The sequence below is a fragment of the Paraburkholderia sp. J12 genome, from assembly GCF_905220215.1.
In the GTDB taxonomy this organism is placed as follows: Bacteria; Pseudomonadota; Gammaproteobacteria; order Burkholderiales; family Burkholderiaceae; genus Paraburkholderia.
Genome location: NZ_CAJMZC010000005.1, coordinates 63,921 through 85,958 on the forward strand (window position 1 = coordinate 63,921; position 22,038 = coordinate 85,958).

Sequence of the window (22,038 nt, forward strand, 5' to 3'; positions counted from 1 at the left end):
GTGTGGTGAGGCCGTGACATAAAACGTGCCACTGCGAACGAAGTTTGCCTCGACGAAAGCATTGGAATATGTGCATATGCATACATACAATGAATCGGCGCACGCAGTCCATGTTTGATGGAGGATCGAAGATGAGCACTCGCGAGATCGTTTTGTGCGAGCCGGTACGCACGGCAATCGGTGGATTCAACGGCGCGCTGAAAGGCGTGCCGGCTACGGCATTGGGCGCGGCGGTCGTGCGCGAAACGCTCGCGCGCGCGAAGCTCGATCCGGGGGCGCTCGGCTCGGTCGTGATGGGCAACGTGATCCAGGCGGGCAACAAGATGAACCCGGCGCGCCAGGCGGAACTGGGCGGCGGCGTGCCGGTTTCGGTGCCCGCGCTCACGGTGAACCGCGTGTGCGGATCGGGCGCGCAGGCCGTGGTGAGCGCCGCGCAGGAAGTGCTGCTGGGTCTGGCCGACGTGGCGCTCGCGGGCGGCATGGAAAACATGGACCGCGCGCCGTATCTGCTGGACGGCGGCCGCTGGGGCTATCGCATGGGCAACGCGGAGATTCACGACAGCATGCTGCGCGACGGCCTCGTGGATGCGTTCTCGGGCGAGCACTCGGGCTGGCATACCGAAGACCTCGTTGCGAAGGCCGAGCTCACGCGCGAAGCGCAGGACCGCTTTGCCGCGCGCTCGCAGCAGCGCTTCACGGCGGCGCAGGCGGCAGGGCGCTTCAGGGAGGAGATCGTCGGCGTGGAGGTGAAGGGCAAGAAGGGCGCCGAGGTGTTCGATACCGACGAAGCGCCGCGTCCCGATACGACGGCCGAAGTGCTCGCGAAGCTGCGTCCCGCGTTTCGTCCCGACGGCACGATCACGGCCGGCAACGCGCCGGGCCTGAACAGCGCGGCGTCGGCCATGCTGGTGGCCGATCGCGCATTCGCCGAAGCGCAGGGCATCGTGCCCATGGTGCGGCTTGCCGCGTGGGGCGTGGCGGCGGTCGAGCCTGGCCTCTTCGGGCTCGGGCCGGTGCCGGCGGTGAAGCTTGCGCTCGCGCGCGCGGGCTGGTCGCTTGCGGACGTCGAGCGCTTCGAGATCAACGAGGCGTTCGCGGCCGTGCCGCTCGCGGTCATCAAGCAACTCGGCATTCCCGAGGACATCGTGAACGTCGAGGGCGGGGCGATCGCGCACGGGCATCCCATCGGCGCGACCGGGGCGATTCTGACCACGCGTCTTGCCTGGTCGATGCGGCGCGACGGCACACGCCGCGGCGTGGTCACGCTGTGCATCGGCGGCGGCCAGGGTATCGCCCTCGCGCTCGAGAACGTATGATGAAGAGGCGCTCTGTGGCGCCAATCTGAAGAGGTGAACGGTAATGACGAAGCGGGTGACTCGCGAGGAATGCAACTGTTTTGCGCTGCGGCAGGCCGCGCGCTTCGTCACGCAGCTCTATGAGCGGCACCTCTCGCAGGCGGGCGTCACGGCCGCGCAGTTCACGATCCTTTCGCGTCTCGCGGGCCGCCCCGACGCGACGGCCGCCGAACTGTCGAACGACCTCGTGATGGACCGCACCACGCTGGTGCGGGCACTCAAGCCGCTGCAGCGCGACGCGCTCGTGCTCGCGACGGCATCCGACTACGATACGCGCGTGCTGGTGTATCGACTCTCGGCAAGCGGCCAGCGCCGCTACGAGAAAGCGCATGCGCTCTGGCAACAGGCCCAGGCCGAATTCGAGCAGCACCTCAAGCGCGATCGCGCGAAGGCGCTGCGCGCCGAACTCTTTGCGCTGACGAAAGCGGCCGCCTGACCGGCACGCCGGCAAGGTGCGTGCAGTCAGCATTACGATCTGGCGCGAAAATGGCATCATGACGTTTCCCGGAGTCTGACGCGAGGTAGGGCCGCGGTAGGGGCGAGTTGGGGCACCCACCGCCGGGTTCTCATGAAACGACATCGACCGCCGCCGCCGCACATCCTGCGCGACCACGCGCATTCCGCCTGGCGCGACCTCGCGCTCACGTCAGTACCCGTGGCGCTCTTCTGCGCTCTCGTGGTGGCGCTCGTCGTGTGGCTCGTCAATCCCTCGCCGCCGCGCGCCATCACGATCAGCGCCGGGCCGCGCGACAGCGCGTTCATGGCCATGGCCGAGGCCTACCGCACGATCCTCGCGCGCAACGGCGTCAAGCTCAACGTGATCGAATCGGATGGCTCGGTGCAGAACCTGCAGCGCCTGCTCGATCCGAAACAGCACGTGGACGTGGGCTTCGTGCAGGGCGGCGTGGTCGACGGCAAGGACGTCGGCTCGCTCATGTCGCTCGGCAGCGTGGCTTACCTGCCGATGGTGGTCTTCTACCGCGGCACGGGCCTTTCGCAGCTCTCGCAACTGGAAGGCAAGCGCATCGCCATTGGGCGCGAGGGCAGCGGCACGCGGCTCCTTTCGCTCAACCTGCTCCATGCCAACGGCATCGACCCGGGCGGCGACACCACGCTCCTGCCGCTCGACGGCCTGCAGGCCGCCACGCAACTCGTTTCCGGCAACGCCGATGCCGCGATGCTGAGCGGCGACTCCACCACGCGCGCGCTCATGCTGCGGTTGCTGGCGATCCCGGGCATCTCGGTGATGAGCCTCGACGAATCCACGGCCTACACGCGGCTTTTTCCGTATCTGGAGGACATCGAATTGCCGCCGGGCGTGCTGGACCTGAGCCGGCGCCTGCCGCCGGAGACGATCCACCTCGTCGGGCCGACGGTGGAGATCGTCGCGCGCGATACCTTGCATCCGGCCATCTCCGACCTGCTGATCGAAGCCGCGACCGAAGTGAACGGCGCGCCCGGCCTGCTGCAACGCGCGGGCGAATTCCCCAACACCGAGATGCACGACTTTCGCATCAGCGAGGACGCCACGCGCTACTACCGCTCGGGCAAGAGTTTCCTCTACCGCTCGCTGCCGTTCTGGCTCGCGAGCGTGGCCGACCGGCTGATCGTGCTGCTCCTGCCGCTCGCGGTGCTCGTGATCCCCGCGTTGCGCACGATACCGGCGCTGTACAGCTGGCGCGTGCGTTCGCGCATTTACCGCTACTATGGCGCGCTCATTGCCATCGAGCGCGACGCGCTCAAGCATACGAGCGAAAAGGAGCGGCGCCAGCTCGTCGAGGACCTCGACGAAATCGAACGCTCCTTGAATACGCTGCACATGCCGCTTGCGTATGCCGATGCGTTTTATGTGCTGCGCGAGCACATCGGTTTCGTGCGCGGGCAGCTCAATGCCAATGAACCGATGACGCAGTGAGGAATGCGCGCCGGATTGTTTTGCAACGCGAAGCGGCCGTATCGATTGATGCATTCCGTGATATAGACGAAGGTTGGATCTGTTTAGGGCAACCAGGCACACACTTTCAGCAACCGGGAGGACCGTAACGTGAAATCGTCCGGTGTCAGCCAGCGCCATGTCTGGCTCATCTGCGCCGCCCTTGCGGGCGCGCCGCTCTTCGTCGGACCCGTGGGCCCGACTGCCGCGCAGGCGCAGAACGCGGCAACCCTGTCCAGCCAGCAACTCGATGCGCTTACGGCGCCCATTGCGCTGTATCCCGACGCCCTGCTCTCGCAGGTGCTGATGGCCGCTACGTTCCCGCAGGACGTGGATGCCGCGGCGGCCTGGTCGAAGGCCAATCCGAACCTGCAGGGCGATGCGGCAGTGAACGCCGTCGCATCGCAGCCGTGGGACCCGAGCGTGCAGTCGCTCGTGGCATTTCCGCAGGTGCTCGCCACCATGGCCTCGAAGCCCGAATGGGTTCAGCAGATCGGCAACGCCTTCCTTTCCCAGCCCAACGACGTGATGGATTCGGTGCAGCGGCTGCGCGTCCAGGCGCAGAAGGCCGGCAACCTGAAGTCGAACGAGCAGCAGACGGTGGTGGTTCAGCAGGCGTCCAGTGCGGCGCCGAGCACCATCGTGATCGAACCGGCCAATCCGCAGGTGGTGTATGTGCCGACCTACAACCCCACGGTGGTCTACGGCGCGTGGCCCTATCCGGCCTATCCGCCCGTGTACATACCGCCGCCTCCGGGCTATGCGATCGCCACGGGTTTCGTGAGCGGCCTCGCTTTCGGCGCGGGCATTGCGGTGGCCAATTCGCTGTGGGGCGGCTTCAACTGGGGCTCGCATGACGTGAACATCAACGTCAACCGTTACAACAACATCAACGTCAACAACCGCATCAACACGAACAACGCCACGGCGAACTGGAACCGCAACCAGAATGTGCAGCGCCGCGGACCGAATGGGAACGCGGGCAATTTCAACGGCCAGCGCAACCAGTACCGCGGTTACGACCAGTCGCGCCAGCAGGCCATGCAAACGATGCAGAACCGCACCGGCCAGAACATGGGCGGCAACGCGAACGAGCGGCTGCAGGGAATCCAGAACGGCGGCAACCGGCCTGGCGGGAACGGCGGCAATGCGCTCAACAACCGCGGGCAGAACGAGAACCGCGGCCAGAACGCGGGCGGCCTGAACAACCGCGGACCGAACGCCAATGGTGCCAATGGTGCAAACAGCCCAGGCAGCCGCGCGCAAAATGCGAACCGCCCGAGCGACACCGGCAACCGTGCACAGAACGCGAATCGCCCGAGCGACACCGGCAGCCGCGCACAGAACGCGAATCGCCCGAGCGACCTCGGCAACCGTGCGCAAAACGCGAACCGCCCGAGCGACCTCGGCAACCGCGCGCAAAGTGCCAATCGCGACAACGCGCTGCGCGGCGCCGGCGACGGCAGCGGCGCGCGTGCCGACATGCAGCGCGGCCAGCAAAGCCGCGCCGCATTCCAGAATCGCGGCGGCGGCGGCGGCGGCGGCGGCGGCGGCGCGCCGCAACGCGGGGGCGGTGGAGGTGGCGGCCGGCTGGGCGGCGGTGGCGGCGGAGAACGCCACCTGGGCCGACGTTGAACCCTTAAAGGAGTCTAGCGATGATCCGCATTCAAGCACGCCGCCTGCCGCAGCCCGCGCTTCGCCGCTCCACGGCGAGCCCGCTTCGTTTTGCTGTTGCACTCGCGTTCGCGCTGGGCGTTGGCGCCGCGCACGCGCAGGCTGTTTATCCCACGCCCGATGCCGCGGCGGAGGCGTTCGAAAACGCGCTCGCCACCGGCGACCGCGAGGCGATGAAGCATGTGATGGGCGCCAACTTCCAGCAATTCATCCCGACGCAGAATATCGGCGAAGACGACATTTACGACTTCCTCGGCGCCTGGTCGAAGGGCCATCAGATCGTGCAGGACGACCAGCCCGTGGCGGGCAAGGCGAGCGCGCATCTGCAGGTGGGCGACAGCGGCTGGACGCTGCCCATTCCGCTCGTCGAAGGGCCGCGCGGCTGGAGCTTCGATCCGCGCGCGGGCGCCGGCGAGATTCTCGTTCGCCGCATTGGCCGCAACGAACGCGCGGCCATGCTGACCTCGCTCGCCTATGTCGATGCGCAGAACGACTACCGCGCGCAGATGCAGCACTACGCGCAGCGCTTCGTGAGCACGCCGGGCACGCACGACGGGCTCTACTGGCCGGTCGAGCCCGGCGAGGCCGAGAGCCCGCTCGGACCGCTCGCCGCGACCATGCCGCACGATGCCAAAGTCACGCCGAAGGAGGGCTACCACGGCTACCACTTCCGCATTCTCACGGCGCAGGGGCCGCACGCGGATGGCGGCGCGCGCAACTATGTCGAGAACGGGCAACTTGCCGGCGGTTTTGCACTGATTGCCTGGCCGGTGGAGTATGGCAAGACCGGCGTGATGAGCTTCATCGTCGATCAGGACGGCAGGCTGTTCCAGAAGAACCTGGGACCGGACAGCGCGCGCGCGGCCGCGGCGACCCGGGCGTTCGACCCGGATTCGTCCTGGCAACCTACCGCCCCCTGAGGGGGCGTCTGGCATACCATGCCAGGGGCGGGCACGTGGCTTGCTGCTCTCGTTTCCGCTCTTTTCTTTCGTGTGGAGATAACGATGCAACGACGACACTTCATCCTCACGGCAGGCGCAGCCCTCGCCACCGGGGGCTTTGCGCTCGCGGGCTGCACTACCACGCCGGGCTCGTCCTCGACGCCGGCAAGCAACGCTTCGAAGCGCCAGTCCATCGACGCGAGCGTGGACGGCACCATGAGCAAGCTTTACTCGACCGTACCGGGTTCGCATGAACTCGTCGCCAAGTCGCGCGGCGTGCTCGTGTTCCCGTCGGTGCTGCAGGCGGGCTTCATCGTGGGTGCACAGTACGGCGAAGGCGCGCTGCGCGTGGGCGGGGCGTCGGTGGGCTATTACAGCACCGTTTCGGGGTCGTTCGGCCTGCAGGCCGGGGCGCAGTCGAAGGCCATCATCTTCTGCTTCATGACCCAGGACGCACTCGATCGCTTCCGCAGCTCGGACGGCTGGTCGGCAGGGGCCGACGCCTCGGTGGCGCTCGTGAAGGTGGGCGCGAACGGTGCAGTCGACACGACCACGGCCACCGCACCTGTGGAGGTCTTCGTCATGACCAACGCGGGTCTCATGGGCGACATCTCGCTCGCGGGCACGAAGGTTTCGCGCCTCAATATCTAGCGGCTTCGCGGGCTTTCATCGCGGGCTTTCAATCTGCGAAAAACCGGGCGCGCAGCCCGGTTTTTCCCACCATCTGGGTAGCCGCCGGGCTTTTACAGCGGCGGGCGAGGGTTCGCCCGCGCGCATCATGGATATCCCCTATGCAGCCGTGCGTCTGGCGTGCCGATACGCCAGAGTGGCCGCGCCTTCGAACGCCGGCCGGCACACCATGCTACGGGCTATCCAATGCTAAAGAACATTTCCATCCGCGGTGGTCTCACCTTCGTTATCGGCGCATTCATCGTGTTCCTGCTGATCGTGATCGGCGTGTCCTATGGCGCGCTCAAGCTCACGAACGACAGCCTCACGGACATCCGCGCGGGCGCGCGCGCTCTCTCCGAACTCAAGAGCAGTTCGGAGATGCTGCTGCAGGTGCGTCTCGAACTGGGCGGCTACGAAACCCGCTTCAGCGTGGGCAAGGCGACCGACGGCATGCTCGACCACGCGCAGCGCGTGCTGACCGAATCGAACCAGCAGTTCCACAACTACAGTGCCGGCCCCTTCGCCGATGCCGAGCAGACGCGTCTCGCGCAGGCGGTGGCGAGCGCGCGCACCGCGCTCGTCGACCAGGCGCTGGAGCCGGAGTACAAGGCACTCGTCGATAACGACTTCAACACCTTCCGCACGATCCAGGGCGAAACCGCCGACCGCTACTACGCCGACTACTCGAAGGCGATCGGGGCACTGGAGGACTGGCACATTGCGCGCGGCCAGCAGGATGCGGATACGGCCGCGCTGCGCTTCAAGCTCTCGCTGATCGTGTTCGGCGTGATCGCGCTCGTGGGCGTGGTGCTTGGGCTGATCGCGCGCGCGGGCCTTTCGGCGGCGGTCATCAAGCCGGTGAACCAGGCGATTCGTCACTTCCAGCGCATTGCGGCAGGCGACCTCAGCGTGGACGTGCGCGTGCGCTCGAAAAACGAAATGGGCCAGTTGCTGGGCGCGCTCGTGCAGATGCGCGACGGCCTGACCGGCACCGTGTCGCGCGTGCGCGGCGGCACCGAGGAGATTTCGCTCGGCGCCAACCAGATTTCGGCGGGCAACGCCGACCTGTCGAGCCGCACCTCGCAACAGGCCGCGGCACTGGAAGAGACGGCGGCGAGCCTCGAAGAACTCTCCGGCGCGGTGCGTCAGAACACCGCGAGCGCGAAAGAGGCGAGCGGTCTTGCCCAGGGCGCGCTCGAAACCGTCTCGCACGGCGCCGACGTGGTGGCGCGCGTGAACGCGACGATGACCGAGATCTCCGCCTCGTCGCACAAGGTCGAGGAAATCACCGGCATCATCGAAGGGATCGCGTTCCAGACCAACATTCTCGCGCTCAACGCGGCCGTGGAAGCGGCGCGTGCGGGCGAGCAGGGGCGCGGCTTTGCGGTGGTGGCGAGCGAGGTGCGCAGCCTCGCGCAGCGCTCGGGCACGGCGGCCAAGGAGATCAAGGATCTGATCTCGGCCTCGGTGGCGACCGTGACCTCGGGCGCGCGGCTCGTGGAAGATGCGCGCAACACCATGGACGCGGCGCGCGACGCCGTGGCGCGCGTGAATCACATCATGCGCGAGATCGAGGCCGCGACGCTCGAACAGAGCGACGGCATCGAGCAGGTCAACCGCGCGATCGCGCAGATCGACGAGGTCACGCAGCGCAACGCGGCGCTCGTGGAAGAAGTGGCGGCTTCGGCGCAGTCGCTCGAATCGCAGGCCCAGGTGCTGCGCGAGGCGGTGGCCGTGTTCCGCACGAACGAAGCGGGCACGGGTGCGATGGCGCTTGCCGCACCGGCCTGATCGGCCTGATCCGCGCCGCTGCCCTGCTTAACCTCAGGTTATACCCCCTCGACAATTCGCATTTGAGTTCCTGATTTTGCCCGGAGAGACTAGCCGCACTGGGTCGCCGCCGGGCGGCCGCGAGAGATCGACGGGGCTATGCGAATTTGTGTGCTGGGCGGTGGGGTAATCGGCGTGACGACCGCTTATTACCTCGCCCGAGAGGGACATCAGGTGACGCTCGTCGAGCGTCACGAGAACGTGGCGCAGGAGACCAGCCACGCCAACGGCGGACAGCTCAGCTATAGCTACGTCGCGCCGCTTGCCGATCCTTCGGTGCTGCCCAAGCTGCCGAAGTGGCTGTTCGCGCGCGATGCCGCGCTGCGCTTCGAGCCGCGTCTGGACCTGCGCCAGTGGCGCTGGTGCCTGCAGTTTCTGCGGGCCTGCACGCGCCCGCAAAGCCGCGCCACCACGGCGGAATTGCTGGGCCTGGGTTTCCTGAGCCAGCGCCTCATGCACGAGATCGTCGACGAGGAAACCTTCGGCTTCGACTATCTGCGCAACGGCAAGCTCGTGGTCTATCGCGATGCCGAGGGCTTGGCTGGCGCGCGGACGCAGGCTGCGTATCAGGCGGATCTGGGCTGCGTGCAGCACGCGCTGGACGGCGCCGCGTGCGTGGCGCTGGAGCCGGCGCTCGCGCATATCGGCGGGCAGATTGCGGGCGGCATCCACACGCCGGGCGAAGAAGCCGCGGACTGCGACCTGTTCACGCGCGGCCTCGCGCGAGCGGCCGCGCGCGACGGCGTGGCGATGCAGCTCGGCACCGAATTCCTGGGGTTGCGCACGAAGGGGCGCGAGGTGCTGGCCGTCGAAACTTCGGCGGGGGAGATCGAGGCGGATGCCTATGTGGTCTGCCTCGGCTTCCAGAGTGCGGCGCTGCTCGCCTCGTTCGGCGTGAACGTGCCGGTCTATCCGCTCAAGGGTTATAGCCTCACGCTGCCGGCCGCGAGCGCACCGGGTGCGCCGCGCGTTTCGGTCACGGACGCGCATCACAAGGTCGTCTATGCGCCGCTGGGCGAGCGGCTGCGCATCGCGGGCATGGTGGATATCGCGGGCATGAGCGCGCACGCCGACGAAGCGCGCATTGCCCTGCTCGCACGCCAGGCGCGCGAGACCTTCCCGGAAGCGGGCGATTACGGAGCACTGCAAACGTGGACCGGCATGCGCCCGGCCACGCCGGACAGCAAGCCCTTGATCGGCTCCACGCATTACCGCAACCTGTGGCTCAACACCGGCCACGGCGCGCTCGGTTTCACGCTGGCGTGCGGCAGCGCAAAGCTGCTCGCAGACCTGCTGGCGGATCGCGAACTGCCCATCGACGCCGGCGCGTTCGCGCCGGACCGTTGACGGGAAATCCGTTTCACCTTTAATCCAGTCGGGAGAAAGCACGATGAGCACAACGAAGCTGGCCGGCGCGCTGTTGCTGGCGGGGATGTCGCTGGGGGCGGCGCACGCGGACGAATTGACGGGCACGCTCAAGAAGGTTCACGACAACGGCGTGATCGTGCTGGGCACGCGCGAATCGTCGATTCCGTTCTCGTACTACGACCAGAACCAGAACGTGATCGGCTACTCGCAGGAGATCGCGCTGAAGATCGTCGACGCCGTGAAGGCGAAAACGGGCGTGACGAACCTCAAGGTGAAGACCATTCCGATCACCTCGCAGAACCGCATTCCGCTCGTGCAGAACGGCACCATCGATTTCGAGTGCGGCTCGACCACGAACACCTTCGAGCGCGAGAATCAGGCGGCGTTCTCGGACAGCATCTTCCTCTACGGCATTCGCTTCATCACGCGCAAGGACTCGGGCATCAAGGACTTCCCGGACCTCGCGGGCAAGACGGTCGCCACGACGGCGGGTACGTCCGACGAGCGCCTCCTGCGCAAGATGAACGAAGAAAAGCACATGAACATGACGATCATCAGCGCGAAGGACCACGCCGAATCGTTCCTGAACGTGACGACGGGGCGCGCGGTGGCGTTCGTGATGGACGAGCCGCTGCTGTATGGCGAACGCGCGAAGGCGAAGGATCCGCAAGACTATATCGTGACCGGCACGCCGCCTGTTTCGGAGAACTATGCGTGCATGCTGCGTCGCGACGATCCGCAGTTCAAGCAGCTCGTCGACGAAACGGTTTCGAAGATGCAGACCTCGGGCGAGATGGCGAAGCTCTACGCGAAGTGGTTCACGCAACCTATCCCGCCGAACGGCATGAATCTCGAGTATCCGCTCTCGCCCGAGATGAAGGAGCTGTTCGCGCATCCGAACGACAAGGCACTCGACTAAAGGGCGCTCGCCGGGGCGAGACCACGCGGGCGGCGATGCGCGTTTGAGCGATCGCGCCGCGTGGGTGTTTCGATCCTCGCTAGACGCCGGCTGTTTCCTCGCAGCGCGTTTCGACGATCCATTCCTGCAGCGTCACCTCGATGGTGATGAACGAGCGGTTGCCGCCGCGAACGAAGCGGCCCGCGTACATCTGCCCCTGCGTATCCGCGACGATGCCGTTGAGCGACGTGCGCGCGACTCCAGTTTCTGCGCCGGCGTTGGCCCAGACCTCGCCCGATACCGTGAGAATTTCCACACCTGGGCCCGGTACCACGAACGATTGCACCGCACTGCCGTGCCCACGCGCAAGCTGCGCTTCCACGAGACTGCCCACCACGCTGCGCACCGCGGCGCGCGCGATCGCATGCCCGGCACACAGTGCTTCGAGCGCTTCCACGAGGTCTTCGCCGGGTTTGAGCCGGGCGACCACGAGGCGGCCATAGCGGCCGGATTCGATGACGACGGGAGCGGATGCGTTCATGAGCGGCGGGCCGGTTGGAGCAGATCGAAGGTGGTTTCGGCGTCGGGCGATACGACGAGATCGACGCCGTCGATCAGGCACAGGCGCAGATGCAGGCCATCGCCCGCGACCCGCGTTTCGTCGAGAATCAGGTGGCCGCCGTGCTGCCGCCCCTGCGCATCGACGAAGCCGCCGTGGCAGTGCAGGATGCGCGTGCCGTCCTCGCGGCGCCCGATCGTGACGGCGGCGCCGATCAGCGTGTTCTCGCCTTCGCAGACGATAGGCGGTCCATAAACATAGGGGCGCAGGCCTTGGGTTGCGCGCGCCATCACGTGATACTGGATCTGCGCACACGTTCCGCTCACGATCCGGCCGCAGGCCGCCTGGACGTGCCACGTGTCGAGCAGGGCGCGCAGCGTCGCGCCCACGCGCGCACCGGCGGGCAGCGCGACGCTGATTTCGCGTGTGTGTTGTTGCGTCTCGGCGGCAAGGACGCGCGGCGATTCGGCCCGGCCCGGATGCATGACGGGGGGCGTGCCCGATGACGAGGTGACCGAATGCCGGCGCAGGCCTTGCGCTCGTGCCGCGTAGCCTTCCGGCGAGGACATCGTTTGAAGCATGAGTGGATTCTCCTGGCTGTGCCCGGGTAGGGCGCAGGCCTTCATGCAAAGACGATGCCAGGCAGCGCGTGGGGGCCGCGCATCGCATAGCCCATGCGCTTCGCGCCGCGATGGATGCCGCGCAGCTCCTCGCGTGCCCGATGCGACACCTGTCGCATGTGTTGCACGCTCATGCGCCAGGTGTCGCGTTCCGTGTCAGACGCCCGGCTTCAATTCGGCGCCCAGTTGCTCCGCCAGTGTGACGAAGGTCTGGATGCAGGGATTGTGGTTGAGCCGGTTCCATGTCACGTTCACGTCGACGAACGGCGGACTCGCGAGCGCGCGGAATTTGACGTTGAGCGGCCGCGCCGTTTTCATCGAACGATGCACGAGCGCCACGCCGATGCCCTGGCCGACGAGGTTGACGATGGTCTGCTGATAGTTGGTTTCGAGGCGGATCTTCGGCGTGAAGCCGCAGCGCCGGCAGTGCGTGACGATCGAATCGTAGATGTAGGGGGCGGCCACGCGCGGCGAAATGAGAAACGACTCGTTGCGCAACTGCGCGGCGTCGAGCGCGCCGCTGCCGCGCGCGAGCGGGTGCCCGGCGGGCAGCGCCACCACGAGCGGTTCGCTGAACACGGTGCGGGTTTCCAGGCCGTCCAGATCGCTGGGCGGATACATGATCGCCACGTCGGTATGGCTTTCGCGGATGTCCTGCATCAGGAGGCGCGGGATCGATTCGGTGAGGTGCACGTCCACGCCCGGAAACGCCGACGTATAGGCACGCGTGATGGGCGGCACCACGCTATAGGCCGCCGCGAACATGAAGCCCACAGAAAGCGAGCCGTTATGGCCGAGACTGGCCGTGAGCGCGTTGCGCTTGGCCCGTTCGACCGAGGCCAGTATTTCTTTGGCATCCTGAAGAAATCGCTCGCCGGCTGCGGAAAGCTTGACGCTGCGCCGCGTGCGGTCGAGCAGCACCACCCCCAGTTCCTCTTCGAGCAGCGCGATCTGCCGCGAGAGCGGCGGCTGCGAGATATGCAGCCGCTCGGCGGCGCGTCCGAAATGCAGGGTTTCGCCGAGGACCGCGAAGTAGTGCAAATGCCTCAGTTCCATACTGATACCTCATGGGTATTACAGCGTGACGATTATTGTATTGGAAAATATTAATCGCGCGCACTAATCTCACCGTCACAGCAACGCAGCCCGCGAGCGCCACAAGCCACAACGGACTGGCATGCGAAGACCGACAGCAGGCGGCTGAGGCCGCCGTTCCAGAGAACGGAGACATTCGTGAGCGCCCACAAAGCAGCCCACCACGTCCACGTCTGGCCTCGCGGGAACGACCCGCGCCACGACCCGGACGAGCAGGCAGAGAGGGACAGCGCAATGCGCGAGGTCATGGCCCGCGGCAAGCGCTTTATCGATCGCGGTTTACCCGTGCTGATTCTTGGCGAGACCGGCACCGGCAAGGAGTTGCTCGCCCGCGCGTTGCACGCATATGGCGAGCGCCGTACCGCCCCCCTCGTGGCGCTCAACTGCGCCTCGATTCCCGAAACGCTCATCGAGAGCGAATTGTTCGGCTACGTCCGCGGCGCGTTTTCCGGCGCGTTGCCGGGCGGCATGAAAGGCAAGCTGGCGCAGGCCCACGGCGGCACGCTTTTTCTCGACGAGATCGGCGACATGCCCGCTGCGCAGCAGGCGCGTCTTTTACGCGCACTCTCGGAGCGCGAGATCACGCCGCTAGGCGCCACCGCGTCCGTCGCACTCGACTTCCAGCTGATCTGCGCGACGCATCAACGTCTCGAAGCCCTCGTGGAAGCGGGTCTTTTCCGCGCCGATCTCTACTACCGCATTGCCGTGGGCGTGCTGCATCTGCCGCCGCTGCGCGAGCGCAGCGATCTGCGCTTGCTCACCGAGCGCATTGCACGGGAGGAGGCGGGGCGAGAGGTGACGATCGCGCCCGCGGCATGGGAAAAGCTGCTCGCCTGCGCGTGGCCAGGCAACGTGCGCCAGTTACGCGCCGCGCTACGTTATGCCTGCGCGGTTGCACGCGATGCGCGGATCGAAGCGGGCGATCTCCCGCAGGAACTCCTGCAGATGCGGGCGCAAAAACCTGTCTCCCACGCCGCGCCGGCGGCACCGCATAGGGTCGACGCGCCGCCCGTGGATAGCATCGACCCGCGCACGCGCCGCGGTGCGCAGCGCGAGCGCGTGCTACACGTTCTGGCCCGCACGCGCTGGAATCTCTCGGTTGCGGCGCGCGATCTGGGCATTTGCCGCTCGACGCTCTACCGGCAGCTCAAAATGCTCGGCATTCCTCACATACGCGACGCAGGCGCCGCGCTGATCGAAAGCGAAGCTCGGCAGACGCTGCCCGAAGCGGTTGACGCCGACTGGAAACCGCGAGGTCACGCCCAACCCGCCTGACGCGTTTTTCCCGCAAGCCCGCGCACCGGAGCATGGCCGTCCGAGTCGCTCTCGCACCTTCAAGCAGTGTTCGTCGATGTTCACATAAAGCCGGCACACCGGCTGTTCAGGAGACAATCATGCAGCACATCACCCGACGTTCGTTCCTGCAGGCCCTCACGCTTGCCGCCGCCGCACCGGCGCTTTCGATGGTGTCGCCGCCCGCGCGCGCGGCCGAGTTCACGTTGCGCTACGCGAACAACCTGCCCGCCGCCCATCCCATGAACGTGCGTGCGAAGGAGATGGCGGCGCGCGTGCTCGCGGAATCGAAGGGCCGCGTGGAGATCCAGGTCTTCCCGAACAACCAGCTGGGCAGCGATACCGACACGCTCTCGCAGTTGCGTTCCGGCGCGGTGGACTTCTTCACGCTTTCGCCGCTGATTCTCGGCACGTTCATTCCGGCTGCGCAGATCAGCGGCATGGGCTTCGCGTTCAAGGACTACGACAACGTCTGGGCGGCGCTCGACGGCGACCTGGGCGCGCACGTGCGCCAGCAGATCGGCGCCACTTCGATCTTTGCGTTCGACAAGATCTGGAACGGCGGCTTCCGGCAGATCACGATGGCCGCGAAGCCGGTGGCGCAGCCCAGGGATCTGCAGGGGGTGAAGCTGCGCGTGCCGCCCAGCCCGCTATGGACCTCGATGTTCAAGGACTTCGGCGCTTCGCCCGCGAGCGTGAATTTCGCCGAGGTGTATTCGGCCTTGCAGACGCACGTGGTGGAAGGGCAGGAGAACCCGCTCTCGATCATCTACACGGGCAAGCTCTACGAAGTGCAGAAGTTCTGCTCGCTTACGAATCACATGTGGGACGGCTTCTGGTTCCTCGGCAACAAGGATTCGTTTGCGCGCCTGCCGCCCGACCTGCAGACCGTGGTGCGCAATGCCGTGAACGATGCCGGGATGAAGCAGCGCCAGGACGTGGTCCAGATGGACCAGAACCTGCGCGCGAAGCTCGAAAGCGCGGGGCTGAAGTTCAACGAGGTGGATCAGAGCGGGTTCCGCAAGCAGTTGCAGGCTTCGGGCTTCTATGCGGACTGGCAGAAGAAGTTCGGCCCGCAGGCGTGGGCGCTGCTGGAAAAGTATTCCGGCAAGCTGGGGTGAATCATGCAGACTACGCAAACTCTCCCGCAACCCGGCGCGCAGGACGGCTCGCCGCAAACCGGCCTGACCGGCGCGCGTCATGCCCGCATGGCGGCGCGTGCCGCGATCCGGCTGATCGAATTCGCCGCGGTGGCGCTGCTCGTGGCCGAAGTCGCGATTCTGTTGTGCGGCGTGATCTGGCGCTACGCGCTCGACGCGCCGCTCGTCTGGTCCGACGAACTGGCTTCCGCGCTCTTTAGCTGGCTCGCGATGCTCGGCGCCGTGCTGGCCTTGCTGCGCGGCGAGCACATGAAGATGACCGCCGTGGTCAAGCGCTGGTCGCCCGCGTGGCAGGCGTGGGCGCAAAGCGTCGCGTCGCTCGTGGTGTGCGTGTTCGTCGCCATGATCGTGGTGCCGGCGGCGCAGCACGCGAGCGGGCAGATGGATATCTCGACGCCCGCACTCGACATGCCCGACGGTTGGCGCGCGCTGGCGCTGCCGGTGGGCGCGGCGCTGATGTTCTGCGTGGCTGTCGCGCGCATGCTCGCGCTGCCGGGTGCCAGGGCGCGCGTTGCCGCCATCGTGACGGTCGGGGCCGTCGCTGCCGCGCTCTGGGTGGCCGCCCCTGCGCTGCTGGCGATGGGCAATCTGAATCTGCTCGTGTTCTTCGTCGCACTCGTGGCGGCCGCGATCGTGGTGGGCACGCCCATCGCCTTCGCGTTCGGCATCGCCACGGTCAGCTATCTCGTGCTCGTCACGCATGCGCCGCTCGGCATCGTGGTGAGCCGCATGGACGAGGGCATGGCCAATCTCGTGCTGCTCGCCGTGCCGGTATTCGTGCTGCTGGGCGCGCTGCTCGAAATGAGCGGTCTGGCGCGCTCGCTGGTCGATTTCATGTGCGCGCTGCTTGGCCACGTGCGCGGTGGCCTGCAGTTCGTGCTGCTCGGCGCGATCTTTCTGGTCTCCGGCATCTCGGGTTCGAAAGCCGCCGACATGGCGGCCGTCGCACCGGCGCTTTTTCCCGAAATGCGCAAGCGCGGTTCCAATCCCGAAGAACTCGCGGCACTCCTCGCCGCGTCCGGCGCGATGAGTGAAACCATTCCGCCCAGCCTCGTGCTGATTACCATCGGGGCCGTGTGCGGCGTATCGATCAGCGCGCTCTTCGTGGGCGGCCTCATGCCCGCCGTGGTCGCGACGCTGCTGATCGCCGCCGTGTGTTGGCTGCGCGCGCGCCGCGAACCCGCGGTCAGCGTGCAGCGCGCACCGCTTGCCCGTATCGCACGGACCTTCGTGGTAGCGTTGCCCGCGCTGGTGCTGCCGGTGCTGATCCGCGTGGCCGTGGTGGAAGGCGTGGCCACCGCTACGGAAGTTTCCACGCTCGGCGTGGCCTACACGCTGCTGTTCGCGCTGGCTGCGCGCGCGATGGGACGGCCCGTACCGCTGCGCCGTCTCTATCGCATGCTGGTGGATGCCGCCGCGCTTTCCGGGGCGATCCTGCTCATCATCGGTCTCGCCACGTCGATGGCGTGGGCGCTCACGCGTTCGGGCTTTTCGGGCCAACTGGTGGACATGATGCAGAGCGTGCCGGGCGGCAAGACGGGTTTCCTGCTCGTGACCATCGTCTGCTTCGCGATACTCGGCAGCGTGCTCGAAGGCATTCCGGCCATCGTGCTCTTCGGCCCGCTGCTTTTTCCTGCCGCGCATGAGCTGCATATCAACGACGTGCACTACGCAATGGTCGTGATCCTCGCGATGGGCATGGGCCTCTTCGCGCCGCCGTTCGGCGTGGGCTTCTATGCGGCCTGCGCGATCGGCAAGGTCTCCCCCGACGGTGTGGGCCGCCGCGTATGGCGCTATCTGCTTGCGCTACTCGTCGCGCTCGTCGTGGTGACGTTCGTGCCATGGATTTCCACCGGCTTTCTTTCCAGTACTGCTAACTTCTGATCCGCATTCCGGAGTCACACATGCTAGATATCACCGTTTCCGAAACAGCCGCTCGCCGCGCCACGAGCGCGCGCGGACGCGTCGCGCTCGTCACCGGCGGCGCGATGGGCATCGGCGCCGCCATTGCCCGGCGTCTCGCGGACGACGGCTTTACGGTCGTCGTCGCCGATCTCAATGTCGAAGCGGCCGCCGCCACCGCGCGCGAAGCCTGCGAGGCAGGGCACGAGGCCGTGGCGATGGCGCTCGACGTGGGCAACAAGGCGTCGATCGAGGCGCTCGTCGAGCAGATCGGCACGCGCTTCGATCGCTGCGACGTGCTCGTCAACAACGCGGGCATTGCCAAGACCTTTCCGTTCGAGAGTTATCCGCTCGACCATTGGGGCGCCGTCATGGACGTGAACTTGACGGGGCCGATGCTGCTGGCGCAGCACGCCGTGCAGCACATGATTCCGCGCCGCTGGGGCCGGGTGATTAACATCGCCTCGGTGGCCGGCATTCGTGCGAGCGCCGGGCGCACGGCGTACGGGACTTCGAAAGCCGCCGTGATCGGTCTCACGCGCCAGATGGCGATCGAACTGGCCGAGCGCGGCATTACCGCGAACGCCATTGCGCCGGGACCGATCGAAACGCCGATGGTGGCGGCGCTGCATTCGAGCGTGGCGCGCGACAACTATCTGCGCTCGGTGCCGATGCGCCGCTACGGCACGCCGGACGAGATCGCGGGCGCGGTGGCGTTTCTCGCCTCCGAGGACGCGTCCTATGTGACCGGCCAGACGCTTGCCGTGGATGGCGGCTTCGTGGCTGCGGGCGTGCTCGACATCTGAGGCATCGCATCGAGCGATTTCCGATTCGACATCACATCATTAAGTTATCCTGATTGAAAGGAAAGATTCATGAAAGCAGACCCTCTCATCATTGGCTGGAGTCATCTGCCGTTCGGCAAGTTCGACGCGCTGGAGCCCGAGGACATGATCGCCGATGCCGCACGCAAGGCGCTCGACCACGCCGGCGTGGACGCCGCGCAGGTCGATTCGGTCCACGTGGGCATGTTCAACGGCGGCTTCGTGTACCAGGACTTCCCTTCCGCGCTCGTGTTCAACGCGATTCCCGAGCTGCGCTATGCCGCTACCGTGCGCTGCGAGAATGCGTGCGCGACGGGATCGGCCGCGGTCTATTCGGCGCTCGATGCCGTGCGCGCGGGGCGCACGAAGGTGGCGCTCGTGATCGGCGTGGAGAAGATGAACGGCCTGCCCACGGCCGAAGTGGGCGACGTGTTGCAGAAGTGCTCGTATGCGAAGGAGGAAGCGGGCGTGCCGGGCGGCTTCGCGGGGATTTTCGGCACCATCGCGCAGGCCTATTTCGAGCGCTACGGCGACCAGTCGGACGCGCTCGCGGCCATCGCCGCGAAGAATCATCGGAACGGCTTGGCGAATCCGTACGCGCATATGCGGCGCGATTTCGGCTTCGACTTTTGCCGCACGCCTTCGGAGAAGAATCCGTTCGTCGCCGGACCGCTCAAGCGCACCGACTGTTCGCTGATCTCCGATGGCGCCGCCGCGCTCGTGATTGCCGCCGAAGACAGCGTGCCCGGCGCGCGCCGCGGCATTGGCTTCCGGGCGAGCGTGCAGGTGAGCGATTTTCTGCCGCTTTCGCGGCGCGACCGCACGGAATTTTCAGGTGCACGTCGCGCCTGGCAGCGAGGTCTGGAGCAAGCGCGCGTGACGCTCGACGATCTTTCGCTCGTGGAAACACACGATTGCTTCACGATTGCGGAACTGCTGGAATACGAAGCGATGGGCCTGACGCAACCCGGAGAGGGGGCGCACGCGATACTCGAAGGCGTGACCACGCGCGATGGGCGCTTGCCGGTCAATCCGTCCGGTGGCCTGAAGTCGAAGGGGCATCCCATCGGCGCCACGGGGGTTTCCATGCACGTCATGGCCGCGATGCAACTGGCGGGCGAAGCCGGCGACATGCAGATCCGCAACGCGAGCCTTGCGGGCGTGTTCAACATGGGCGGCGCAGCGGTGACGAACTATCTGAGCATCATGGAGCGAAAGCTTTGATGACCCGGCGTTTCGCTATCCGAACCGATGAAACCGAGGTAAGACCATGCTGAAGAATGTCATGAATCTGGGCGACCTGCTGACCCAGGTCGCGCAGCGCTACGCGAACGAGCCCGGATTCATCACGCGCGAGGCTAGCTGGACCTGGTCGGCCATCAACCGGCGCGTCGATGCGGTCTGCGCCGCGTTGCGCGCGCAAGGCGTACGCAAGGGCGACCGCATTCTCGTGCACTCGCGGAACAATCTGCCTTTGTTCGAGAGCGCCTGGGTGGCGTTCAAGCTCGGCGCGGTCTGGGTGCCCACGAACTATCGCATTGCGCCGCCCGAGGCCGCATATCTGGGGCAGGCGAGCGGCGCACGCGTGATGCTGTACGACCACGGCTTCGCGCATTACGTCGACGCTGTGCGTGCCGCCTCGCCCGCGCTCGAATGCGTGATTGCGCTGGGCGAGCCGCGCAGCGGAGAGCTTGCCTACGAGTCGCTCGCAACGCAATCTTCGGGCCGCTTCGAAGCCGAGGAAGTCGAGCGCGACGATCCGCTATGGTTCTTCTACACGTCCGGCACGACGGGGCACCCGAAGGCGGGCACGCTCACGCACGGCCAGATGGCGTTCGTCGTCACCAATCACCTCGCCGATCTCATGCCGGGGCTCGACGTGCGCTCGCGCTCGCTCGTGGTCGCGCCGCTCTCGCATGGCGCGGGCATCCACGCGCTCGTCAACACGGCGCGCGGCGCGGCCAGCATCCTGCCTTCGGGAGACAAGCTCGATCCCGAAGAAGTGTGGCAACTGGTGGAGCAGCATCGCGTCGACAATCTCTTCACGGTGCCGACCATCGTGAAGATGCTCACGGAACACGAGGCCGTGGACCGCTACGACCATCGCTCGCTCAAGTACGTGATCTATGCGGGCGCACCCATGTACCGCGCCGATCAGAAACACGCGCTGCGCAAGCTGGGCCGCGTGCTCGTCCAGTATTACGGCCTGGGCGAAGTGACCGGCAACATCACGGTGCTGCCGCCGCATCTGCACGAGATCGACGACGACGCGCCGGGCAGCCGGCCCGGCACCTGCGGCTATGCGCGCACGGGCATCGAGATCGCCATACTCGACGACGCGGGCAAGCGGCTCGAACCGTTCGAAACGGGAGAAATCTGCGTGCGAGGCCCTGCCGTGATGAGCGGCTACGACAACAATCCCGAAGCGAATGCGAAGGCGTTCAGGCACGGCTGGTTCCATACCGGCGACCTCGGCCATCTGGACCGCGAGGGCTTTCTCTACATCACCGGGCGCTCTTCGGACATGTATATCTCGGGCGGTTCGAACGTGTACCCGCGCGAGGTGGAGGAGGCGCTGCTGCTGCACGACGCGGTGCACGAGGTAGCGGTGCTGGGCATGCCCGATTCCAAGTGGGGCGAGCAGGGCGTGGCGGTCGTGGTGCTGCGCGAGGGTTGCGAGGCGACGCCGGATGCGCTGCTGACTCATCTCGACGGCCGGCTCGCGCGCTACAAATGCCCGCGCCATTTCGTGTTCTGGGACGCGCTGCCCAAGTCGGCTTACGGGAAGATCACGAAGAAGGACGTGCGGGCGCGGCTGCTGGAGGAGTGGGAAGCGATGTGTGCCGGCGTCGCGGAGAAAGTGTGAGCCCAGGGGCGGCTTGAGGTTCGAGCCGCCCTTATCAAGCCGTCGCGCCGTTCACGCGCGCTTTCAGCATTTCGATGAACTGCTCCGCAGGCGGCGAAAGCGCGCCGCCCTTACGCGTGACGATCCCGAAGCTTTGCGACTGCGAGCGCAGCGCGATCGGCAGGATCCGCAGCATGCCGTGCCGCACGCACAGGCTCGCGATATCGGTGGGCAGCACCGAGACGAGCCCGGAGTCCTGCATCAGCAGGGTAATCGTCACGAACGTGGAGGCGGTGGAAATGGGGTTGGTGGGCAGCGCGAGCCCCGCCAGATCCATCTCGCGCTCCACCAGCGCGCGCAGCGGCATTTGCGTCGGATACACCACCCAGCGGTGGCCGGTGAGGTCGCGCAGTTCCAGTTTCTCGGGCAACGGCGGGTGCGCGTGGCCCACCACCACGGAAAGCGGCTCGTCGCCGATCTTCTGATAGTGGTATTTCGCAGGCTGGTTGCTCACGGCGGCGCGTCCGATCACGAGGTCGAGATGCCCTTCGTCGAGCTGGAGCAGCATCTTCGCGCTGGTGTCCTCGATCACCTCGATCGAGAGATTGCGCTGGCTTGCGTGGAGTTCGTCGAGCACCGGCACCACCACTTCCGGAATCGCCCCCATGATCGCGCCGATGGCGAGCCGGCCGCCGCGCCCGCTGCGGATCTCCGAAATGTCGTCGCACAACGCGCTCAGGTCCGTCGCCATGAGCCGCGCGTAGCGGATCACGCAATGGCCGAACTGGTTCGGGATCATGCCGTTCTTCGAACGCTCGAAAAGCGGTGCGTCGAGAATCGACTCCAGCTCGTGCAGCATCTTGCTTGCGGCCGATTGCGTCATCGACATTGCACCGGCGGCCTTGTGCAGCGACTTGTGCTCGTCGAGCGCGATGAGGAGCTGCAACTGGCGGATTCTCAGTCTGGCGAGCAGGGTATCCAGGGTTTTCATCTAAGTCGAAAAAGCGATCACAAGATGGAAAATTCTCAATATACAGCCGTGAAAGTCGCCCCGTATAGTCACGGCTGG

The 22,038-nt window shown here is 66.4% G+C and carries 20 protein-coding genes; 15 read left to right on the forward strand and 5 right to left on the reverse strand.

Going from position 1 to position 22,038, the window contains the following annotated elements; translation table 11 throughout:
- The first annotated feature begins 131 nt into the window (after positions 1-131).
- From U5760_RS13385 to U5760_RS13425, 9 genes are all read left to right on the forward strand, one after another.
- Positions 132-1,316, forward strand: coding sequence for a thiolase family protein (locus U5760_RS13385; protein WP_322012349.1), 1,185 nt, complete (start codon positions 132-134; stop codon positions 1,314-1,316).
- Positions 1,317-1,359: 43 nt separating this feature from the next.
- Positions 1,360-1,791: a MarR family winged helix-turn-helix transcriptional regulator gene (locus U5760_RS13390; protein WP_322012350.1), complete on the forward strand. Its 432-nt coding sequence runs from the start codon at positions 1,360-1,362 to the stop codon at positions 1,789-1,791.
- Between the two features lie 132 nt (positions 1,792-1,923).
- Positions 1,924-3,270: a TAXI family TRAP transporter solute-binding subunit gene (locus U5760_RS13395; RefSeq protein WP_322012352.1), complete on the forward strand. Its 1,347-nt coding sequence runs from the start codon at positions 1,924-1,926 to the stop codon at positions 3,268-3,270.
- Positions 3,271-3,399: 129 nt separating this feature from the next.
- Positions 3,400-4,923 carry a DUF3300 domain-containing protein gene (locus U5760_RS13400; RefSeq protein ID WP_415914100.1) on the forward strand — a complete coding sequence of 508 codons (1,524 nt, stop codon included), beginning with the start codon at positions 3,400-3,402 and terminating at the stop codon, positions 4,921-4,923.
- Between the two features lie 20 nt (positions 4,924-4,943).
- On the forward strand, positions 4,944-5,882 hold the full coding sequence (locus U5760_RS13405; protein ID WP_322012354.1) for a DUF2950 domain-containing protein: 939 nt from the start codon (positions 4,944-4,946) through the stop codon (positions 5,880-5,882).
- Positions 5,883-5,966: 84 nt separating this feature from the next.
- Positions 5,967-6,554: a YSC84-related protein gene (locus U5760_RS13410; RefSeq protein ID WP_322012355.1), complete on the forward strand. Its 588-nt coding sequence runs from the start codon at positions 5,967-5,969 to the stop codon at positions 6,552-6,554.
- A 225-nt stretch (positions 6,555-6,779) separates the two neighbouring features.
- Positions 6,780-8,366 carry a methyl-accepting chemotaxis protein gene (locus U5760_RS13415; RefSeq protein ID WP_322012357.1) on the forward strand — a complete coding sequence of 529 codons (1,587 nt, stop codon included), beginning with the start codon at positions 6,780-6,782 and terminating at the stop codon, positions 8,364-8,366.
- A gap of 138 nt (positions 8,367-8,504) precedes the next feature.
- Positions 8,505-9,752 (forward strand): D-amino acid dehydrogenase, encoded by a 1,248-nt coding sequence (locus U5760_RS13420; protein WP_322012358.1) that lies wholly within the window; start codon positions 8,505-8,507, stop codon positions 9,750-9,752.
- 43 nt (positions 9,753-9,795) lie between these two features.
- Positions 9,796-10,692, forward strand: coding sequence for a glutamate/aspartate ABC transporter substrate-binding protein (locus U5760_RS13425; RefSeq protein ID WP_322012360.1), 897 nt, complete (start codon positions 9,796-9,798; stop codon positions 10,690-10,692).
- A gap of 79 nt (positions 10,693-10,771) precedes the next feature.
- Here U5760_RS13425 and U5760_RS13430 read toward each other — a convergent pair whose 3' ends face one another.
- From U5760_RS13430 to U5760_RS13445, 4 genes are read right to left on the reverse strand one after another with little or no spacing between them, the layout of a single operon-like run.
- Positions 10,772-11,212, reverse strand: coding sequence for a PPC domain-containing DNA-binding protein (locus tag U5760_RS13430; protein WP_322012361.1), 441 nt, complete (start codon positions 11,210-11,212; stop codon positions 10,772-10,774).
- Positions 11,209-11,811, reverse strand: coding sequence for a hypothetical protein (locus U5760_RS13435; RefSeq protein ID WP_322012362.1), 603 nt, complete (start codon positions 11,809-11,811; stop codon positions 11,209-11,211). Before U5760_RS13435 ends, U5760_RS13430 begins: the two co-directional genes overlap by 4 nt.
- A 41-nt stretch (positions 11,812-11,852) precedes the next feature.
- Positions 11,853-11,978: a hypothetical protein gene (locus tag U5760_RS13440; protein ID WP_322012363.1), complete on the reverse strand. Its 126-nt coding sequence runs from the start codon at positions 11,976-11,978 to the stop codon at positions 11,853-11,855.
- A gap of 28 nt (positions 11,979-12,006) precedes the next feature.
- The gene (locus U5760_RS13445; RefSeq protein ID WP_322012364.1) at positions 12,007-12,906 is read right to left on the reverse strand and encodes a LysR family transcriptional regulator; all 900 of its coding nucleotides are present in this window, start codon (positions 12,904-12,906) and stop codon (positions 12,007-12,009) included.
- Positions 12,907-13,083: 177 nt separating this feature from the next.
- Here U5760_RS13445 and U5760_RS13450 point away from each other — a divergent pair, with 177 nt between their 5' ends.
- The 6 genes from U5760_RS13450 (at position 13,084) to U5760_RS13475 (ending at position 20,990) form a co-directional block, all read left to right on the forward strand.
- Positions 13,084-14,220 carry a sigma-54 interaction domain-containing protein gene (locus tag U5760_RS13450; protein ID WP_322012365.1) on the forward strand — a complete coding sequence of 379 codons (1,137 nt, stop codon included), beginning with the start codon at positions 13,084-13,086 and terminating at the stop codon, positions 14,218-14,220.
- A gap of 119 nt (positions 14,221-14,339) precedes the next feature.
- Positions 14,340-15,359 carry a TRAP transporter substrate-binding protein gene (locus tag U5760_RS13455; protein WP_322012367.1) on the forward strand — a complete coding sequence of 340 codons (1,020 nt, stop codon included), beginning with the start codon at positions 14,340-14,342 and terminating at the stop codon, positions 15,357-15,359.
- Positions 15,360-15,446: 87 nt separating this feature from the next.
- The gene (locus U5760_RS13460; protein ID WP_322012810.1) at positions 15,447-17,282 is read left to right on the forward strand and encodes a TRAP transporter large permease subunit; all 1,836 of its coding nucleotides are present in this window, start codon (positions 15,447-15,449) and stop codon (positions 17,280-17,282) included.
- Between the two features lie 20 nt (positions 17,283-17,302).
- Entirely contained in the window at positions 17,303-18,106 is an 804-nt protein-coding gene (locus U5760_RS13465; RefSeq protein ID WP_322012368.1) for an SDR family NAD(P)-dependent oxidoreductase, read from the forward strand.
- Positions 18,107-18,175: 69 nt separating this feature from the next.
- A complete protein-coding gene (locus tag U5760_RS13470) occupies positions 18,176-19,348 on the forward strand; it encodes an acetyl-CoA acetyltransferase (protein WP_322012369.1) in 1,173 nt (390 codons plus the stop codon).
- 46 nt (positions 19,349-19,394) lie between these two features.
- Positions 19,395-20,990: an acyl-CoA synthetase gene (locus U5760_RS13475; protein ID WP_322012371.1), complete on the forward strand. Its 1,596-nt coding sequence runs from the start codon at positions 19,395-19,397 to the stop codon at positions 20,988-20,990.
- Between the two features lie 34 nt (positions 20,991-21,024).
- Here U5760_RS13475 and U5760_RS13480 read toward each other — a convergent pair whose 3' ends face one another.
- On the reverse strand, positions 21,025-21,960 hold the full coding sequence (locus U5760_RS13480) for a LysR family transcriptional regulator (RefSeq protein WP_322012373.1): 936 nt from the start codon (positions 21,958-21,960) through the stop codon (positions 21,025-21,027).
- Between the last annotated feature and the right edge of the window lie 78 nt (positions 21,961-22,038).

Excerpts from the sequence above, each read along its gene's own strand:
- U5760_RS13460 (WP_322012810.1), top strand. The coding sequence starts at position 15,447 with ATGGCGGCGCGTGCCGCGATCCGGCTGATCGAATTCGCCGCGGTGGCG.
- U5760_RS13395 (WP_322012352.1), top strand. The coding sequence starts at position 1,924 with ATGAAACGACATCGACCGCCGCCGCCGCACATCCTGCGCGACCACGCG.
- U5760_RS13425 (WP_322012360.1), top strand. The coding sequence starts at position 9,796 with ATGAGCACAACGAAGCTGGCCGGCGCGCTGTTGCTGGCGGGGATGTCG.
- U5760_RS13465 (WP_322012368.1), top strand. The coding sequence starts at position 17,303 with ATGCTAGATATCACCGTTTCCGAAACAGCCGCTCGCCGCGCCACGAGC.
- U5760_RS13415 (WP_322012357.1), top strand. The coding sequence starts at position 6,780 with ATGCTAAAGAACATTTCCATCCGCGGTGGTCTCACCTTCGTTATCGGC.
- U5760_RS13430 (WP_322012361.1), bottom strand. The coding sequence starts at position 11,212 with ATGAACGCATCCGCTCCCGTCGTCATCGAATCCGGCCGCTATGGCCGC.
- U5760_RS13475 (WP_322012371.1), top strand. The coding sequence starts at position 19,395 with ATGCTGAAGAATGTCATGAATCTGGGCGACCTGCTGACCCAGGTCGCG.
- U5760_RS13445 (WP_322012364.1), bottom strand. The coding sequence starts at position 12,906 with ATGGAACTGAGGCATTTGCACTACTTCGCGGTCCTCGGCGAAACCCTG.
- U5760_RS13405 (WP_322012354.1), top strand. The coding sequence starts at position 4,944 with ATGATCCGCATTCAAGCACGCCGCCTGCCGCAGCCCGCGCTTCGCCGC.
- U5760_RS13390 (WP_322012350.1), top strand. The coding sequence starts at position 1,360 with ATGACGAAGCGGGTGACTCGCGAGGAATGCAACTGTTTTGCGCTGCGG.
- U5760_RS13455 (WP_322012367.1), top strand. The coding sequence starts at position 14,340 with ATGCAGCACATCACCCGACGTTCGTTCCTGCAGGCCCTCACGCTTGCC.
- U5760_RS13420 (WP_322012358.1), top strand. The coding sequence starts at position 8,505 with ATGCGAATTTGTGTGCTGGGCGGTGGGGTAATCGGCGTGACGACCGCT.
- U5760_RS13470 (WP_322012369.1), top strand. The coding sequence starts at position 18,176 with ATGAAAGCAGACCCTCTCATCATTGGCTGGAGTCATCTGCCGTTCGGC.
- U5760_RS13385 (WP_322012349.1), top strand. The coding sequence starts at position 132 with ATGAGCACTCGCGAGATCGTTTTGTGCGAGCCGGTACGCACGGCAATC.
- U5760_RS13435 (WP_322012362.1), bottom strand. The coding sequence starts at position 11,811 with ATGCTTCAAACGATGTCCTCGCCGGAAGGCTACGCGGCACGAGCGCAA.
- U5760_RS13410 (WP_322012355.1), top strand. The coding sequence starts at position 5,967 with ATGCAACGACGACACTTCATCCTCACGGCAGGCGCAGCCCTCGCCACC.
- U5760_RS13480 (WP_322012373.1), bottom strand. The coding sequence starts at position 21,960 with ATGAAAACCCTGGATACCCTGCTCGCCAGACTGAGAATCCGCCAGTTG.